At 43.8% G+C, this 17,496-nt stretch carries 15 protein-coding genes; 11 read left to right on the top strand and 4 right to left on the bottom strand.

Annotation, left to right across the window (positions count from 1 at the left end):
• Positions 1–36 precede the first annotated feature (36 nt).
• Positions 37–468: a single-stranded DNA-binding protein gene (locus tag ABIE26_RS22305; RefSeq protein ID WP_310146085.1), complete on the bottom strand. Its 432-nt coding sequence runs from the start codon at positions 466–468 to the stop codon at positions 37–39.
• Positions 469–482: 14 nt separating this feature from the next.
• Positions 483–1,532 (bottom strand): A/G-specific adenine glycosylase, encoded by a 1,050-nt coding sequence (gene mutY, locus ABIE26_RS22300; protein WP_310146086.1) that lies wholly within the window; start codon positions 1,530–1,532, stop codon positions 483–485.
• A gap of 172 nt (positions 1,533–1,704) precedes the next feature.
• On the opposite strand from mutY, the gene ABIE26_RS22295 reads away from it, so the two are divergent.
• The 6 genes from ABIE26_RS22295 to ABIE26_RS22265 all read left to right on the top strand — a co-directional run bounded on the left by ABIE26_RS22295 (position 1,705) and on the right by ABIE26_RS22265 (position 8,048).
• A complete protein-coding gene (locus ABIE26_RS22295) occupies positions 1,705–2,007 on the top strand; it encodes an HU family DNA-binding protein (RefSeq protein WP_012780307.1) in 303 nt (100 codons plus the stop codon).
• Positions 2,008–2,057: 50 nt separating this feature from the next.
• Positions 2,058–2,882: a tetratricopeptide repeat protein gene (locus ABIE26_RS22290; RefSeq protein ID WP_310146089.1), complete on the top strand. Its 825-nt coding sequence runs from the start codon at positions 2,058–2,060 to the stop codon at positions 2,880–2,882.
• Positions 2,883–3,137: 255 nt separating this feature from the next.
• Complete coding sequence (locus ABIE26_RS22280) at positions 3,138–4,688, top strand: Rne/Rng family ribonuclease (protein ID WP_310146090.1); 1,551 nt, start codon at positions 3,138–3,140, stop codon at positions 4,686–4,688.
• 169 nt (positions 4,689–4,857) lie between these two features.
• Positions 4,858–6,234 (top strand): DNA repair protein RadA, encoded by a 1,377-nt coding sequence (gene radA / locus ABIE26_RS22275; RefSeq protein ID WP_310146091.1) that lies wholly within the window; start codon positions 4,858–4,860, stop codon positions 6,232–6,234.
• Positions 6,235–6,531: 297 nt separating this feature from the next.
• Complete coding sequence (locus tag ABIE26_RS22270; protein ID WP_310146092.1) at positions 6,532–7,086, top strand: LemA family protein; 555 nt, start codon at positions 6,532–6,534, stop codon at positions 7,084–7,086.
• On the top strand, positions 7,086–8,048 hold the full coding sequence (locus ABIE26_RS22265; protein WP_310146093.1) for a DUF3137 domain-containing protein: 963 nt from the start codon (positions 7,086–7,088) through the stop codon (positions 8,046–8,048). Before ABIE26_RS22270 ends, ABIE26_RS22265 begins: the two co-directional genes overlap by 1 nt.
• A gap of 40 nt (positions 8,049–8,088) precedes the next feature.
• Here the strand turns inward: ABIE26_RS22265 and carB are convergent, their stop codons facing one another.
• Together carB and ABIE26_RS22255 are read right to left on the bottom strand one after the other, a co-directional pair.
• Positions 8,089–10,905, bottom strand: a complete 2,817-nt coding sequence (gene carB / locus ABIE26_RS22260) for a carbamoyl-phosphate synthase large subunit (RefSeq protein WP_310146095.1) — start codon at positions 10,903–10,905, stop codon at positions 8,089–8,091.
• 217 nt (positions 10,906–11,122) lie between these two features.
• Complete coding sequence (locus ABIE26_RS22255) at positions 11,123–11,434, bottom strand: carboxypeptidase-like regulatory domain-containing protein (protein ID WP_310146096.1); 312 nt, start codon at positions 11,432–11,434, stop codon at positions 11,123–11,125.
• A 334-nt stretch (positions 11,435–11,768) separates the two neighbouring features.
• Here ABIE26_RS22255 and pnuC point away from each other — a divergent pair, with 334 nt between their 5' ends.
• The 5 genes from pnuC to ABIE26_RS22230 all read left to right on the top strand — a co-directional run bounded on the left by pnuC (position 11,769) and on the right by ABIE26_RS22230 (position 17,489).
• Positions 11,769–12,383 carry a nicotinamide riboside transporter PnuC gene (gene pnuC, locus ABIE26_RS22250; protein ID WP_310146097.1) on the top strand — a complete coding sequence of 205 codons (615 nt, stop codon included), beginning with the start codon at positions 11,769–11,771 and terminating at the stop codon, positions 12,381–12,383.
• Positions 12,367–12,897 carry an ATP-binding protein gene (locus ABIE26_RS22245; RefSeq protein ID WP_310146098.1) on the top strand — a complete coding sequence of 177 codons (531 nt, stop codon included), beginning with the start codon at positions 12,367–12,369 and terminating at the stop codon, positions 12,895–12,897. The genes pnuC and ABIE26_RS22245 overlap by 17 nt, the downstream gene beginning before the upstream one ends.
• A 161-nt stretch (positions 12,898–13,058) precedes the next feature.
• A complete protein-coding gene (locus ABIE26_RS22240; protein ID WP_310146100.1) occupies positions 13,059–15,533 on the top strand; it encodes a TonB-dependent receptor in 2,475 nt (824 codons plus the stop codon).
• Between the two features lie 7 nt (positions 15,534–15,540).
• Entirely contained in the window at positions 15,541–16,173 is a 633-nt protein-coding gene (locus tag ABIE26_RS22235; protein WP_310146102.1) for a thiamine phosphate synthase, read from the top strand.
• A gap of 35 nt (positions 16,174–16,208) precedes the next feature.
• On the top strand, positions 16,209–17,489 hold the full coding sequence (locus ABIE26_RS22230; protein WP_310146104.1) for an MFS transporter: 1,281 nt from the start codon (positions 16,209–16,211) through the stop codon (positions 17,487–17,489).
• Positions 17,490–17,496: the final 7 nt, after the last annotated feature.

The following is a 17,496-nucleotide window of genomic DNA, read 5'->3' as shown; positions in this document are numbered from 1 at the left end:
TATTTGAAGGGTGCTTAATCAGCACCCTTTTTTTATTTAAAAGGGCAGATCGCCAGATGGGTCTGTAAGATCAGTATACTCACTCTCACTCTTTGGCGCTACATTTTCGCTGCTGCTTACCGGTGTTTGCTCAAAATCACTTTTCCTGCCCAGGATAGTAAAATTTTCCGCCACAACTTCTGTAACGTACTTTTTCACTTTTTCCCGGTCCTCAAAAGAGCGGGTACGTAATTTACCTTCGATATACACGAGTTTACCTTTTTGCAAATACTTGGAGGCAACTTCTGCCAGTCCTCTCCACAAAACGATGTTGTGCCATTCTGTTTGCTCTACGCGTTTGCCGTCTTTGTTATAGGTTTCTGATGTTGCCAGCGGGAAACTGGCTACAGTTACACCTCCGTCTAAATGTCTGACTTCAGGATCTTTGCCTAAATGTCCGACTAAAATAACTTTGTTAATACCTGACATGAACTTTGGTTTTTCTATGTAATAAGATGCTTAGCCACAAAACTGGAGATCACTTTAGGCTGCGGCAATTCGTCAAACTCCTGCAATGAGACCCATTTTATTTCTGCATTCTGATTAAAGTTAATGATATAATTATCTAAACCAAAAAATTGAACATATATAGTTTGGTGTGTTAATAAATGCTTCTGATGCGATAAAGTGGTGATTTTACAGTCGTTACCAAAGGCTTCTTTTAGCTTGTTGTTAAATTGTTCCTGGTCTTCGCTGTATATCCTGTCGGTCTCAATCAGTGGAAAATCGTACAGTTCCTGCCAGATATCTCCGGGGTTCCGTTTCTTAACCAGGATGTTTTCCCTATCGGTACAAAGGAAATAATTGAAATAACGGGTCCGCTTTTTTAACTTATTGAGCTTAACAGGGAGGCCGGACACCAGTTGATGCTTGCGGGCAAAGCAGGTTTGCTCCAATGGGCAGCTGCTGCAGTCGGGCGATTTGGGCTTGCACTGCATTGCCCCGAACTCCATAATGGCCTGGTTGTACACCGCAGCTTCCTGGCCTTCCATCAGCGATTGTGCCAGCTCCTGGAACTGTTTCTTTCCTGCGGTACTATTGATGGGTTCTGCTATGCCAAAATACCTGGCCAATACCCGGAATACATTTCCATCCAATACTGCCCTGGCTTCGTTTGAAGAAAAAGAAGCTATTGCGGCGGCAGTGTAGTCGCCCACTCCTTTTAGTTTGATCAGTTCTTTGTAACTGGCGGGGAATTGTCCGTTGTACAATTCACACACCTGCTTAGCGGTAAAAAGCATATTCCTTCCCCTGGAGTAATAGCCGAGTCCCTGCCACAATTTCAAAATCTGTGTTTCCGTTGCAGCAGCAAAATCCTGAACTGTGGGATAGTTTTGTAAAAAATTATTAAAGTAAGGCAAGCCTTGTTCTACACGGGTTTGCTGCAGGATCACTTCCGATAACCAGATCACATAGGCATCTGTAGTGTCCCTCCAGGGCAGTGCCCGTTTATTTTTAAGGTACCAGTTTACGATTTCAGTTTGAAAACTCATGGCGGTAAAAATACGGGGTAAATATTTGATTTTCGTAAAACTTGCAATACAGTGATAGAAGAACTGACAAATAAATCATCTTTTATTTTCCTATCTCATTAAAAAGCAATACTTTTGCAACCCCAAAACATTTATAATATACAACACACAGTAAATTAATAAAACAAAAAATATGACTAAGGCAGATATTATTTCAGAAATATCAACGAAAACAGGAATTGAAAAGGTAGATGTACAAGAAACCGTTGAGGCATTTTTCAAGGTCATCAAAAACAGTATGATCGGTGGCGAAAATGTATATGTAAGAGGTTTCGGTAGTTTTGTTGTAAAAAAGAGAGCACAGAAAACTGCAAGAAATATTTCTAAAAATACAGCGATCATCATCCCTGAGCACTTTGTACCAAGTTTCAAACCAGCAAAGGTTTTTGTTGACAAAGTAAAGAACAACTCAAAAAAACTTAGCGTAGAAGCCTAATAGCCATGATAAACAGTATCCGTTCTAAACAAATTATTTTAATAAGTGCAATGGTTTTGCTTGTTGCATTTTTGTTTACGAGGGATATTAAAGGTTTGGTGAAGCCAAAAGAAGAGCCTAAAGCTGCTGTTCCTGCTGGTGGTCAGATGGCCGCGGCTGAAACAGCAGCTATTAATTTAAATGAGGTTTCTACAACCGGCAAGAATTTACTGAGTGCAAACCTTTCTGCTGAGATCAGTACACTGGAAAATGCTTTTAAATCGGCTCCTGAAGCTAAAAAAGCTGAAGCAGCGAAATTACTGGCCCAGAAATGGGATGACGTGGAACAAGCTGTTCCAAGTGCCCTGTATTTAGAGATCATAGCAGAAAAGGAGCAGACATTAAATAACTGGCTGTTAACCGGCGAACGGTTCTTAAAAGCCTTTGACAATACCCGTGACAGTTTATTGCAACCGGCATTGTTGCAAAAAGCCAATCTGGCTTATACCAATGCGGTAAAAATAGATTCGAACAGTGCAGATGCTAAAACCGGACTGGGCATTACCATAGTAAATGGAATGGGCATGCCAATGCAGGGGATAGCTATGCTGATGGATGTGGTTAAAAAAGATCCTAAGAACTTAAAAGCAAACATGAGCTTAGGTACTTTTGCGATTAAATCCGGTCAGTTTGACAAGGCGATTACAAGGTTTAACAATATCATTGCCATAAAGCCTACTCCAGATGCCTATTTTTATCTGGGAACAGCTTATGAGAATCTTGGAAAGAACCAGGAAGCCATAGATGCTTATTTAAACAGTAAAAAATTAGCTGGCAATGCTACCTTATCAAAGTTTATTGACGATAAGGTCAAAGCATTAAACAGCAAAAAATAATAAACAGATTTATAAAAATATTTAAAATTTAAAACTATGCCAAGCGGTAAAAAAAGAAAAAGACATAAAATGGCTACGCACAAACGCAAAAAACGTTTAAGAAAAAACAGACATAAGAAAAAATAATTTTTTCTTAATGTATTGCACAACAAAAAAGGCTAGGATTTGTGATCGTAGCCTTTAGTTGTTGGCAGCAAGTTTTTTTTTATTGTCCATGTGTTAAATAAGGTATTTATACCTTAAAATCTGTAGCTTTTGGTAAAGGAACTCATCATAGATTCATCTCCTCAGGGAGTAACCATAGCTTTAGTTGAAGACAAACAACTTGTAGAACTTCATAAGGAACAGATTGATAATAACTACGCTGTAGGCGACATCTATTTAGGCCGCATAAAGAAAATTATGCCAGGCCTGAATGCTGCGTTCGTAGACGTGGGTTATGAAAAAGATGCATTCCTGCATTATTTCGATCTGGGCCCGCAAGTCCAATCTTTAATAAAGCTTACGAAAATTAAGCGTAACGGCTCTGTTAATGGCACTTTACTAGATAATTTCAAGTTAGAGGGCGACATTAACAAAGCAGGTAAAATATCAGAAGTAGTTGCTAAAAACCTGGTACTACCTGTCCAGATCGCTAAAGAACCAATTTCAACTAAAGGACCTCGTTTAAGTTCTGATCTTTCTATTGCAGGAAGATATATTGTATTGGTGCCCTTCTCAAATGTGATCTCTATTTCAAAAAAGATCAAGAGCAATACTGAACGTAATCGGTTAAAAAAGATTATAGAAAGTATTAAGCCCAAGAACTTTGGTGTGATCATCAGAACTGTTTCGGAAGGAAAAGGTGTTGCCGAACTTCAGAAAGACCTTCTGGATTCGGTGGCTAAATGGGAAAGCTTTATCAAGAAGCTTCCGGATGCTGAGCCATCCAAACGTGTATGGGGAGAAATGGACCGTACATCTACACTGATCCGCGACATTCTAAGTACTGACTTCACGAATGTTTATGTGAGCGACAGCAATCTTTTTGAGGACATCCGCTCCTATGTTCATGAAATCTCGCCCGAGATGGAAAAGATCGTAAAATTGTACAGGCATAAAGAACCGATATTTGAGCATTTCGGAATTGAAAAGCAGATTAAAAATGCTTTTGGCAAAACGGTGAACCTGGCCGGGGGTGCCTACCTGGTTGTAGAACATACTGAGGCATTGCATGTGATTGACGTGAACAGCGGGAACAGAACGGCAAGCAAGGAAAACCAGGAAGACAATGCCCTGCAGGTAAACAAGGAAGCCGCAAAGGAAATTGCCCGTCAGCTGCGCTTACGTGATATGGGCGGTATTGTAGTGATCGATTTTATCGACATGCACAAAGCGGCCAACAGGAAGATCCTGTTTGATCACCTGAGAGACCTGATGCAGCTTGACCGCGCAAAACACACCATACTTCCGCCAAGTAAATTTGGACTGGTACAGATCACCCGTCAGCGTGTAAGACCGGAGATGAACATTGTAACCAGCGAGAAATGCCCAGCCTGTGACGGTACGGGAGAAATTAAGGCCAGTATTGTTTTGATGGACGACATTGAAAACAACCTGACCTATATTTTGCAGGAGCAAAACGAAAAAAATATTACGCTTTGTGTACACCCTTACATTGAAGCTTTCATTAAAAAGGGATTTATTTCCTTGCAGTGGAAGTGGTTCTTTAAATTCGGACAACGCATAAAAATTAAAGCTGTACCGTCTTATAACCTCACAGAATTCCACTTTATTTCGTCAAAAGACGAAGAGATCAAATTATAATTGCAAAGCGATTGTTTAACAGGCCTGGTTTCATTACAGAGACCGGGCCTGTTTTGTTTGGTTTGAGTACTTTGCCATAATTTCCCTTAAATTCGTAAATCGGATGCCTTGAAATTTTCAGCCCGAAATAAATTCAGGATGAGGAAATGGTTCATTAAAATAAAATAAATTGGCTAAAACAAGATCAGCATATTTTTGCCAGAGTTGCGGATATGAATCTGCAAAATGGCTGGGCAAATGCCCTTCCTGTAACGAATGGAATACCTTTGTAGAAGAGGTTATTGAAAAAACGGCGGCAAAGGTTCCTTCCTGGAAAACAAGCACCGGTATGGAACGCACAAACAAGCCCAATAAAGTAGACCACATCCAGTCCATTACTGAAGAACGAACCTTAACCGGCGACAAGGAGCTGGACCGGGTTTTGGGTGGCGGACTGGTAGCTGGCTCTGTAATTTTAATTGGTGGTGAACCCGGGATCGGAAAATCTACGCTGATGCTGCAACTGGCCTTGAATATCCCCGGAAAAAAGATCCTGTATGTTTCCGGTGAGGAAAGTGAACAGCAGATCAAGATGAGGGCAGAACGCATTACCGATAAGCCGGAAGCTGACTGCTATATCCTTACAGAAACATCCACACAGAACATATTCAAACAGCTGGAGGCCCTTGAACCCGATATCGTAATTGTTGATTCCATACAGACGCTGCATTCGGCACATATAGAATCTACCCCAGGCAGTGTGTCGCAGGTAAGGGAATGTACGGCAGAGCTGCTCCGTTTTGCAAAGGAGACCGACACGCCGGTATTCCTGATTGGCCACATTACCAAAGATGGTACCATAGCCGGCCCTAAAATACTGGAACACATGGTGGACACTGTTTTACAGTTTGAGGGTGACAGGCATCATGTGTACCGGATATTACGTTCGATCAAAAACAGGTTTGGGGCCGCTGCAGAACTGGGGATCTACGCTATGCACAATTCGGGCCTGAGGCAGGTTTCGAACCCTTCGGAGATCCTGCTTTCTCAAAGGGATGAAGAGTTGAGCGGAATTGCCATATCTGCCACTTTAGAAGGCGCCAGGCCGATGTTAATAGAAACACAGGCCCTGGTTAGCGCTGCGGCTTACGGAACGCCGCAGCGATCGTCAAATGGCTTCGACACCAAAAGAATGAACATGCTGCTGGCTGTACTTGAAAAAAGGTGTGGGTTCAGACTGAGTACCAGGGATGTTTTTTTAAATATAGCCGGAGGTATAAAGGTGGAAGATCCGGCGATAGACCTGGCCATTATGGTCGCCATTATATCCTCGCATGAAGAAATATCCATTTCTTCAAAAATATGCTTTGCGGCCGAGGTTGGACTGTCGGGAGAAATCAGGGCAGTAAGCCGCATTGAGCAACGCATTATGGAAGCGGAGAAGCTGGGATTCGAACGGATCTTTATTTCCAACTACAACAAAAAAGGCCTGGTAACCGAACGGTATCAAATTGAGATTACCGCTGTAAGTAAGATTGAAGACGTATTTTCCATTTTATTCGGATAAAGCCAGAAATGTAGAAATACATGCCCGTTGTTCTACAATTTGAGTATTTATTTCCACGTTTTTCATTATATGTTATTTTTGGCAAACAATATACACACCTATATATCAATCACTTAAGCAAACAATTAAAGTCTTTTTTAAAATGGCCTGTTAATTGTCTTAATTGAAGCGTTAACGTTCATTTATGGATTTTAACAAACAATAGGGATGATTATCCTCGTTATCGTAAGGTAACGAGGATTTTTTTTTGAATTTTTCTATATATTAGAACTTCTATTCATTCAAAAAAGCTAAAAAATGATCATAACGCTAATTATCCTCGCGGTCCTTATTATCGGGATAGTGATTTACAACTCCCTGATCGGAAAAAGAAACCAGGTAACCAATGCTTTCTCTGCAATTGATGTAATGGTAAAAAAGAGATTTGAGCTTTTGCCGAACCTTATCGAAACAGTTAAACAGTACATGGATTATGAAGGCAGCCTTCTGGGTAAAATAGTTGATCTGCGGAGCAAGGCCGCAAACCCGAACATCAGCAATGCAGAGAAACTGGAAATAGACAATCAGCTCAGTTCCAGCATGAAGGGCCTGATGGTGACTGTGGAGAACTATCCCGATCTGAAGGCCAACCAGAACTTTTTAAATTTGCAAAGTACCTGGACAGAGAGCGAAGAGCAGATTGCAGCGGCAAGGCGCAATTACAATGCATCCGTTACGGCCTACAACAATGCCATCATGATGTTTCCGGGCAGCCTGCTGGCGGGCATGATGAATTTTCAAGCTATGGAGGTCCTTACCAGCACTGAAGAAGAACGCAAAAATATCAGCGCAAAAGATCTGTTTAACAGCTAATGAAATACAGTACTTCCGGGCAGCAATCGTTACAGCAGATCTTAGCCGAACTGGAGGAAGAAAGAAAGGCTGTTTTAGCACTCAAAACAAAAAGCTACCTGTTTATTGCGGGTGGAATTTTATTGAGCGCAGGAGGTTTTTTTTCGGGCTTCGTTATACCTGGTGTAGTTGCCGGGGCAGCTTTACTGATCGCCGGTTTTATCTTTCTAGGTAAATCGAACACTAAATTCGGCTATTACCGGCATGGCTTTAAACAGCGGGTAGTAGCCATGGCATTGAAAGAAATTGATGAAAGCCTGCAAATAGACTATGCTACAGGATTATCTGAAGCAGATTTTATTTATTCGCGTTTATTCACGATGGAACCCGACCGTTACTCGAGCGAAGACCAGATCTGGGGCACTGCCGGGAAAACGAAGTTTTCTTTTTCCGAACTTCACGCTGAATACAAAACGGTAACCCAAACCAAGAACGGCCGGCAGGAACACTGGCACACCATACTGAAGGGGATTGTATTTAATGCCGATTTCAACAAACATTTCAACGGTCTCACTGTTGTGAGGCCCAAAGATATAGGTACCGCTTTAGGCGCATGGGTGGCCAAAGCCATGCCTATCTTTTCTACCTCAGGGAGAGAACTGGTACAGCTGGAAAATCCTGATTTCGAAAAAGAGTTCGTCACCTATTCGACCGACCAGGTAGAAGCAAGGTACATTTTAACCCCGGCGCTAATGGAACGGCTTTGTGCGTTAAACGCCAGGTGCAGCTATACCATATCGGTTTCATTTATCGGTTCCGGTGTTTTTATTGCCTTCCCATTGAACAAAGATTATTTTGAACCTCCGCTACGCAAGAGCCTGTTAGACCCGGCCTTTTTAAACGAGGATATGGAAATCATCCGTTTCATGTATGGGATCATCCAGGACCTGGATCTGAATACCCGGATCTGGACCAAGTCATAAAGGTTGTAAATAAAAAAAGTCCCTTTCGGGACTTTTCCTGTTATTTAGACAAATACATCGATTTATCTTTATAAAGTTGTCTGAAGTAAGGATCTTCTGTGTTCCTGATGAAGCGGATGGCCTCGCCTGTAGACTTCATTTCCGGACCTAACTCTTTGGTTACTTCCGGGAATTTGTTGAAAGAGAATACCGGTTCTTTAATTGCATATCCTTCCAGCTTACGCTCGATTGTAAAGTCTTTCAGTTTATTCACACCCAGCATCACCTTGGCGGCAATATTGATGTAAGGCACATCGTAGGCTTTGGCAATGAAAGGAACCGTTCTGGAAGCTCTTGGGTTGGCCTCTATCACATATACCTTCTCGTCTTTAACCGCGAACTGTATGTTTAACAGTCCGATTACATTGAGCGCTTTAGCGATCTTTTTAGAGTAAACCTCCATGTCGTTCATCACCTTTTCAGACAAGCTGAAAGGCGGCAATACCGCACTTGAATCTCCGGAGTGGATACCAGCAGGCTCAATGTGTTCCATTAACCCTACAATATGCACATCTTCGCCATCGCAGATCGAGTCGGACTCGGTTTCTTCTGCCCTGTCGAGGAAGTGATCGATCAGCACGCGGTTTCCTGGCAGGTCACCCAGCAGTTTTACCACAGCTTTTTCCAGGTCTTCATCGTTGATCACAATGCTCATTCCCTGCCCGCCCAGTACATAACTTGGTCTTACCAGGACAGGGTATCCTACTTCATTGGCTACCACTATGGCTTCTTCAGCATTTTCGGCTACGCCATATTTAGGATAAGGGATTTCCAGTTCTTTCAGCAGATCAGAGAAACGGCCCCTGTCTTCTGCCACGTCCATATCATTGTATGAAGTACCGATGATCCTGATGCCATTTTCATGCAGTTTCTCGGCCATCTTTAAAGCTGTTTGTCCGCCCAGCTGTACAATTACACCTTCCGGCTTTTCCAGCTCTATAATTTCGCGGACATGCTCCCAGAATACAGGCTCAAAGTATAACTTATCGGCCATGTTAAAATCTGTAGATACCGTTTCAGGGTTACAGTTTACCATGATGGCCTCAAAGCCGCTTTCTTTGGCAGCCAGCAAACCGTGTACACAAGAATAATCGAATTCTATACCCTGACCGATACGGTTTGGACCTGAGCCCAGTACGATAATTTTCTTTTTATCAGAAGGCTGCGATTCATTCTCTTCCTCAAAAGTAGAGTAGTAGTAGGGGGTTTGTGCAGCAAATTCGGCAGCACAGGTATCCACCATTTTATATACGCGCCTGATGCCCAAGGATTTTCTGCGTTCGTAAACCTCGTCTTCGGTAACATTACCCAGCAGGTAAGCAATCTGTATGTCAGAGAAGCCTTTTTGCTTTAAGGTAAAGAAGAAGTCTTTAGGGATATTGTTCAGCGAATAACGTTTCAACTCTGTTTCCAGGTGTACCAGATCCTGTATTTGCGACAGGAACCATTTGTCGATACGGGTAACTTTGCGGATCGACTCCAATGGCACGCCCATGCTCATCGCATCTTTGATCAGGAACAAGCGGTTCCAGCTGGCATGCTCCAGTCCGTGCATGATCTCGTCGATATTTCTTTTGTGTTTACCGTCGGCACCCAGACCTGCACGGCTGATTTCTAAACTCTGACAGGCTTTTTGCAGGGCCTCGATAAAGGTACGGCCGATGGCCATTACTTCACCTACAGATTTCATCTGCAGGCCCAGCTCCATATTGGCACCTTTGAATTTATCGAAGTTCCAGCGCGGTACTTTCACGATGACATAGTCTAACGTAGGCTCAAAGTAGGCTGAGGTTGTTTTGGTGATCTGGTTTTCCAGTTCATCCAGGTTATATCCTATGGCCAGTTTAGCGGCGATCTTAGCGATCGGATATCCTGTTGCCTTACTAGCCAGTGCCGAAGAACGCGATACCCTTGGGTTGATCTCGATGGCAATGATCTCATCATTGTCTGGGTTTACCGAGAACTGTACGTTACAGCCTCCGGCAAAGTTTCCGATGGCCCGCATCATTCTGATCGCCTGGTTACGCATATCCTGATAGCAGCGGTCTGACAAGGTCATTGCCGGTGCTACGGTGATGGAATCTCCGGTGTGGATACCCATCGGATCAAAGTTCTCAATAGAACAGATGATGATCACGTTATCATTGCTGTCTCTCAGCAATTCCAATTCGTATTCTTTCCAGCCTAAAACCGCCTGCTCTACCAATACCTCGTGGGTTGGAGAAGCTTCTAGGCCGCGTTTCAGTGCCTGGTCAAATTCTTCTTTTTTGTGCACGAAACCGCCTCCGTAACCACCTAAGGTATAGGACGGACGGATAACCAGCGGGTAACCAATTTCCTGGGCAGCTTCTTTACCTTCGAGGAAAGAGTTGGCAATTTTTGATTTTGCAACCCCTACACCTATATCTACCATTAACTGGCGGAAAGCCTCCCTGTTTTCGGTCTTCTCAATTGCGGCAACATCCACACCGATTACCTTAACCCCATATTTTTCCCAGATTCCACGCTCATCTGCTTCAATACAAAGGTTTAAGGCTGTTTGTCCGCCCATGGTAGGCAATACAGCGTCAATCTTGCGTTCCTGGAGGATCTGCTCAATTGAATCTACCGTTAAAGGCCAGAGGTAAACATGGTCGCCAATCACTTTGTCGGTCATGATTGTCGCAGGATTTGAATTGATGATCGAAACTTCAATCCCCTCTTCTTTTAAAGATAAAGCGGCTTGAGATCCGGAGTAATCAAATTCGCAAGCCTGACCAATAATGATAGGGCCCGATCCGATAATTAATACTGAGCGTATGGAGGTGTCTTTTGGCATAAGGCTTTAAAAAGTCTAATGTGTTTATGGGTAATAAATGGTGTTGCAGAGAGGAGTGGTGCAGAGATGCTCTCGATGAGCCATAAAATTCCCGACTTCTTCTGTCGGGATGCAAAGATACAGTTTTGCGCATTAAATATCAGCTATTTTTTAAAAAACCCCTGCAAATAAAAAAGGAGGATCAAATGTCCTCCAATTGTGTTTTTTTACGGGCTTATTATTGCAGCAATTTGATCTCGCCCACATCGGTTGTCGAGCTGTCTACAACGGCCACATTCTCAAGAGAAGTATCTTTATAAGGTGCTTTAGCTTTTACCCATAAAGTATAAGTGCCCGGCTTTACCGCCGCAAATAAAAAGCTGCCGTTATTGATTTCTGTTTTCAGGGTATCTTTGCCTGAAACTGCAAGTACCTGAACGGCGCCTTCGGGAGGTGTAACTTTACCTTGTATGCCACCGTCTTTAATAAAAGTAAAGGCGAAAAAAGCGAGCAGCAATCCCGCCATCACCAAAAAACTTAACTTTTTCATATTTCATCAATTTTAATTTAACCTTTAATGAATTGGTAAGCATTTGCCATATTTCTCTCCTCGCCCTGTAAAGACAAACGGGCCAGGCTTTTGTTTTATAAAATGTAACTAAAATATGACGGGGTCATGCGATAGTCACGAAACAAAAGAATCGCCGGTATTGGTCTGCATCTTGTACTACATGCACAGAATTAGCGTTTCTAAAATATAAGAATTAAAAAATCCTCTTTCATGAGGGTAATCTTCATAAATAGTTTGTTTGGTTTATTATCCGGTACGGGCGTTCATCCCTGCCGGATTTTTTTATGCAGATCCATTTAGTACTTTTGGGGCAATGATCGAATTATTGAAAGACAGCTTTTCCCAATTTTTTATCCAGACCGGGGCACTGGAATGGTTTGGCGTATTTACGGGGATATTGTGTGTATGGCTGGCAGCCAAAAACAATATTTACAGCTGGCCGGTTGCTATCGTCAGTGTGGTCATCTACATTTTCATTTTTTTTGAATCGAGGCTGTATGCCGATATGGGGCTTCAGTTTTATTTCTTTTTTATGAACCTCTACGGCTGGTATTACTGGAGCGAAAACAGGAATAACCCGGAAGCTTCCAGGCCTGTAGCCAATATCAACCAGAAAGAAGTATTGCTATCGGTTATTGGGATTATTGTTTTTACTTTCCTGCTGGGACAGCTGCTTTATAAAAATACGGATGCTTCCTTTCCTTACCTGGATAGTTTTTGTACGGCCTGCAGCCTGGTTGCCCAGATATTTCTTGCCCGGAAGGTGATACAGAACTGGCTGATCTGGATATTTGTTGACATCATTTATGTGGGCATGTACATTTCTAAAAACTTATATGCAACAGCTGTGATGTATGCGATATACATTTACATTGCAGCGGTTGGTTATTTAGACTGGAGGAGGACTTATCGTGAACAGGAAAATTAAAAAAATTGCCATTGTTGGTCCGGAAAGCACCGGCAAATCGACCATTACGGCGCAGCTTGCTGCCCATTACGAAACCCTGTGGGTGCCCGAGTATGCCCGCTATTATTGCGCGGCATTAACTGAGCCTTGTAATTTACAGGACGAAATCAATATGTTTCACGGACAGGTAGCACTGGAAGCATCGATACTGGCCATTGCGCAAAAAGACCTGATTTTTTGCGATACAACATTCCTGACGGTTAAGATCTGGAGTGATGAAGTTTTCGGGGAAACGCCGCAGGTGGTCCTTGATGCACTGCCCGGTTACCATTACGATTTTTACCTGCTGATGGACATTGACCTGCCCTGGCAGGAAGATCCTTTACGTGACTTCCCCGATAAGCGAGAATACTTCATGGAAGTATGGCATAAAGAGCTGCAAGCCTTAAACGCAAACTACGTGGTTGTAGGCGGGGCTGAAGACCGGCTCAGCAATGCCATTGCAGCAGTAGAGGATTTGCTATTGATAAAATAAGCGAGTACCTTTGTTTCATCAAAAAGGGGTGCCTTGTTTGTAAAAAACACAAAAACAGGCTGAGAGTATACCCTATACAGCTGTACGCAGATGTATGCACCTGATCCGGATAATGCCGGCGGAGGGAGATGAGTATGAAAAATTATTTAAAAACAAGCCAATTGAAAAAATCAATTATCACGGCCTTAGCCGTGCTGCTATTGCCATGCTTTGCTATGGCACAATTCAGTATTTCCGGTCGTGTATCAGAAAAATCGGAGCAGGCACTTCCCGGTGCATCAGTAAGACTTAAGCATAAAGCCACGGGTGTAATCACAGATGCACAGGGCAAATACCAGTTCAATAATTTAAAGGCGGGTACCTACGTACTAACAGCCAGCTTTATCGGTTACCTGAGTACAGAAAAAACCATCCGGGTAGATGCTGATGCTGTGCTGGACTTTGTACTTAGTCCGCAGGCATTCCTGGCAGACGAAGTGGTGGTGCGGGCAACCAGGGCAGGCGAACGCTCGGCCACAACCTATAAAAACATTGGCAAGGCCGAAATTGAACAAAACAATTTTGGGCAGGATCTGCCTTTCATCATCAACAATACCCCTGGTGTGGTGGTAACTTCTGATGCTGGTGCAGGTGTGGGTTACACGGGCATCAGGATACGGGGTAGTGATGCCAGCAGGGTCAACATTACGGTAAACGGCATTCCTTATAACGATAGCGAGAGCCAGGGTACCTTTTGGGTGAACATGCCCGACTTTGTTTCTTCTGTAGACAACATACAGATCCAGCGCGGTGTGGGTACTTCAACCAATGGGGCGGGTGCTTTTGGTGGCAGTGTCAATATCCAGACCGGTTCTTTTTCGGAGAAAGCTTATGCTGAACTCAACAATTCGGCAGGTTCATTCGGGACCTTAAAAAATACCGTTAAGCTGGGCACCGGGCTGATAGACGACAAGTGGAGTTTCGATGGGCGCCTTTCAAGGATCAAATCGGATGGTTTTGTTGACCGCGGGGCATCTGACCTTAAATCGTATTTCCTTTCCGGAGCCTACTACGGCAAAACTGACCTTTTGCGGGTCAATGTTTTCTCTGGGCAGGAGAAAACCTACCAGGCCTGGAACGGGGTACCTGAAGCTAAGCTGCGTGGCAACCTGGAAGGCTTAAAGGAGCACTATGCCAATAATAAAGATTATTTGTACTATACCGGGGCCGATTCCCTGAACCTGTTTAACTCGAACAACCGCAGTTACAACCAGTTCACGTATAAAGACCAGAACGACAATTATACCCAAAACCATTACCAGGCTATATACGCAAAACAGTTCAGTGAAAAGTTCTCTTTTAACGGGGCCTTGCATTACACCGCTGGGAAGGGTTATTTTGAGGAGTATAAAAACAGCCAGAAGTTCAGTAAATACGGCCTGCCCGATATCACTATCGGAGGATCGTCGGTAAGCAGAACAAACCTGGTGCGCAGACGCTGGCTGGACAACGATTTTTACGGTTTTACCTATGCTTTCAATTACCAGCCTTTGTCTGATTTAAGCTTTACACTGGGTGGGGCCTACAACCAGTACAGAGGCAAGCATTTCGGTCAGGTGATCTGGGCCGAATATGCCTCAACCGGCGACAATGACCGTCATTATTATGATGGTGAAGGCAATAAAGACGACTTCAACAGTTTTCTGAAAGTAAATTATACGGTTGGCGACAAGCTCAGCCTGTTTGCCGATCTGCAATACAGAAATGTAGCTTACGACATTACCGGGACAGACAAAAACCGCAATGCGCTTGATTTCCATAACAATTACAACTTCTTTAACCCTAAAGCCGGGGCTACCTATTTCGTAGACGAGCAAAGCAATGTTTATGCGTCGTTCAGTGTGGGAAACAAGGAGCCGAACCGCGATGATTTCATCAACCTGAAAAGCGGCTTACCGGTACCAAAATCAGAACAGCTGAACAACATAGAAGCGGGCTATCGCTTTAAAAACAACGGTCTGAATGCAGGAATTAATGTTTACGGCATGTTTTATAAAGACCAGCTGATCTTCACCGGAGAGATCAATGATGGAGGTGATCCTTACCGTCAGAATGTAGACAAAAGCTCAAGAATGGGTATTGAGCTGGATGCCTCGTATGTGATCAGCCAACAGTTCGCCCTGAATGCCAATGCGGCCTTAAGCAGGAACAAGATCAAAAACTATATTGATTACGTTGCAGAATATGATGCCAATTTTGATTTTACAGGCATGCAGGCAACTACCTACGCCAGTCCGGATATTGCTTTCTCACCCAATACGGTATTGTTTGGAGAGCTGGTGTATAAACCGTTATCGGGCTTTGCCATCGCCCTGCAAAGTAAATATGTGGGCCGGCAGTATATGGACAATACACAAAACGAAAGCCGCAGGCTCGATGCCTATTGGGTCAGCAATGCCAGATTAGGTTATGATTTCAGTTTAAAAGGAATTAAAAACATCAACATTGGGGTATTGGTGAACAACATCTTTAACGAAAAATATGAGAGCAATGGTTATACCTATAGTTCCATTTACCCATGGGGAAAAACAACGGAGAATTTTTACTTCCCTCAGGCCGGAACTAATTTCTTAATTTCGCTGAATCTGAAATTTTAATTCCACCATGAAGAAATTCATTGAAAAACTGCATTTCATTACACACGATATTCCACAGCTGAGCCATATTGAACAGGCACAGATTGCCTGTGAGGCCGGGGCAAAATGGATACAATACCGCTGCTTAACAAAAAATGAGGAAGCACTGCTGGAAGATATTAATGCCATTGCAGAGATCTGTGACGACTGGGGTGCTACCCTGATCGTTACAGATCATGTGCAGTTGAATGGCAAAGCCGATATCCAGGGCTTTCATATAGAAGATATGGAGGCAGATTTTGTTCGGTTGAGGGAAGAGCTGGGCGAGGCCGTTACGATAGGCGGATCGGCCAATACAGTTGAGGGCTTGATCAGACTGGCCACTGAAGGTGCAGATTATGCGGGTTTTGGCCCTTTTTATACTACCATTACCAAACCTAACACACTCCCTTTGCTGGGCCTTGAAGGGTACTGGAATGCCATGCAGACCTTGAAAGAAAAATCAATTGACTTACCTGTACTGGCCGTTGGAGGTGTGGGCATCAGTGACATTGAACCATTGATGCATACGGGGATCTTCGGAATTGCCGCATCCGCCGCCATTAACCAGGCAGAGGACATGCAGGAGGCCTACCTGTCATTTTATGACAAGATCATGTAAATACTTTTCTTTAGCTTTGTCTAAAGCATCTACTCTTGGACGATCAGACAGCCATACCGGAAAAACCCGACCTCTACGCAGCACTACGGCTTAAAGAATTCAGATATTATGTGGGCATGCGGTTCTTTTTTACGTTTGCCTACCAGATGCAGGCCGTAATTATCGGCTTCCATATCTATCACCTGACGAAAGATCCGCTGGCCCTCGGCCTGGTAGGGCTTTGTGAGGCCATTCCTTCTATCGGCATTGCCTTATACGGAGGTTACGTTGCCGATAAATCGGAAAAACGCGGCTTACTGATGAAAATATTTACAACAGTATTGCTGTGTTCCTTTGTGATGATGCTGGTTACCATTCCGCAGATGCACGCTTATGTGCATGCAGGATATGTAGTTCCGGTGATGTACCTGATGATCTTCGGGATAGGTATAGCCCGTGGTTTCTATAGTCCGGCGGCCTTTTCGGTAATGGGACAGGTGGTGCCCAAAGCGCTTTATCCAAATTCGAGTACCTGGAACAGCTCAACCTATATGACGGCTTCAATTCTGGGTCCGGCGGTAGGCGGTTTGATCTATGCATTTTTTGGGGTAACCATCACTTATGCGGTTATCATTGCTTTTATCCTGGTGGCACTTGGTTTTATCTTTCTTTTAAAACCCGTACCTCCAAGGTTTATCCCTAAAGAGAATATTGTAAAAAGCCTTACGGAAGGGGTAAAGTTTGTATTTAAGAACAAAATGATGCTGGGCGCGATGAGCCTCGACCTCTTTTCTGTTTTTTTTGGCGGCGCAGTGGCACTATTGCCGGTTTTTGCGAACGACATCCTGAAGGTAGGCTCCGAGGGCCTGGGCTTTATGCGGGCAGCAGCATCTGCAGGGGCGGTAATTACCATGCTGGCCATGACCCGCTTTTCGCCGATGAACAAGCCCTGGAGAAACCTGCTCATTGCCGTTACCGGTTTTGGGACAAGCATCATTTGTTATGGCATCTCCAAAAACTTTTACTTAACACTATTTTTCCTGTTCATGGAAGGCGCATTTGACAGTGTAAGCGTACTGATCCGCTCTACCATCATGCAGCTGCTCACGCCCGATGAAATGCGTGGCAGGGTATCGGCGGTGAACAGTATGTTTATTGGCTCTTCCAATGAGATAGGGGCCTTTGAATCGGGCTTAACCGCCAAGCTGATGCGGACTGTCCCGGCGGTAGTATTTGGCGGCAGCATGACCATTGTGGTGGCCGGTGTGACCTACCTCAAAACAAAGGGACTGCTGAAGCTGAGCCTGCAGGACATCAATGAGCAGAAAGCGCCTTAAATGCGCT

The organism is Pedobacter africanus (assembly GCF_040548825.1).
GTDB classification, from domain to species: Bacteria; Bacteroidota; Bacteroidia; order Sphingobacteriales; family Sphingobacteriaceae; genus Pedobacter; species Pedobacter africanus_A.
This window is presented reverse-complemented; position numbering and strand designations above follow the sequence as displayed.

What these genes read in the sequence shown, in the direction of transcription:
- ABIE26_RS22255 (WP_310146096.1), bottom strand. Translation starts at nt 11,434, where the DNA reads ATGAAAAAGTTAAGTTTTTTGGTGATGGCGGGATTGCTGCTCGCTTTT.
- ABIE26_RS22265 (WP_310146093.1), top strand. Translation starts at nt 7,086, where the DNA reads ATGAAATACAGTACTTCCGGGCAGCAATCGTTACAGCAGATCTTAGCC.
- ABIE26_RS22305 (WP_310146085.1), bottom strand. Translation starts at nt 468, where the DNA reads ATGTCAGGTATTAACAAAGTTATTTTAGTCGGACATTTAGGCAAAGAT.
- ABIE26_RS22270 (WP_310146092.1), top strand. Translation starts at nt 6,532, where the DNA reads ATGATCATAACGCTAATTATCCTCGCGGTCCTTATTATCGGGATAGTG.
- ABIE26_RS22295 (WP_012780307.1), top strand. Translation starts at nt 1,705, where the DNA reads ATGACTAAGGCAGATATTATTTCAGAAATATCAACGAAAACAGGAATT.
- carB (WP_310146095.1), bottom strand. Translation starts at nt 10,905, where the DNA reads ATGCCAAAAGACACCTCCATACGCTCAGTATTAATTATCGGATCGGGC.
- mutY (WP_310146086.1), bottom strand. Translation starts at nt 1,532, where the DNA reads ATGAGTTTTCAAACTGAAATCGTAAACTGGTACCTTAAAAATAAACGG.
- pnuC (WP_310146097.1), top strand. Translation starts at nt 11,769, where the DNA reads ATGATCGAATTATTGAAAGACAGCTTTTCCCAATTTTTTATCCAGACC.
- ABIE26_RS22290 (WP_310146089.1), top strand. Translation starts at nt 2,058, where the DNA reads ATGGTTTTGCTTGTTGCATTTTTGTTTACGAGGGATATTAAAGGTTTG.
- ABIE26_RS22235 (WP_310146102.1), top strand. Translation starts at nt 15,541, where the DNA reads ATGAAGAAATTCATTGAAAAACTGCATTTCATTACACACGATATTCCA.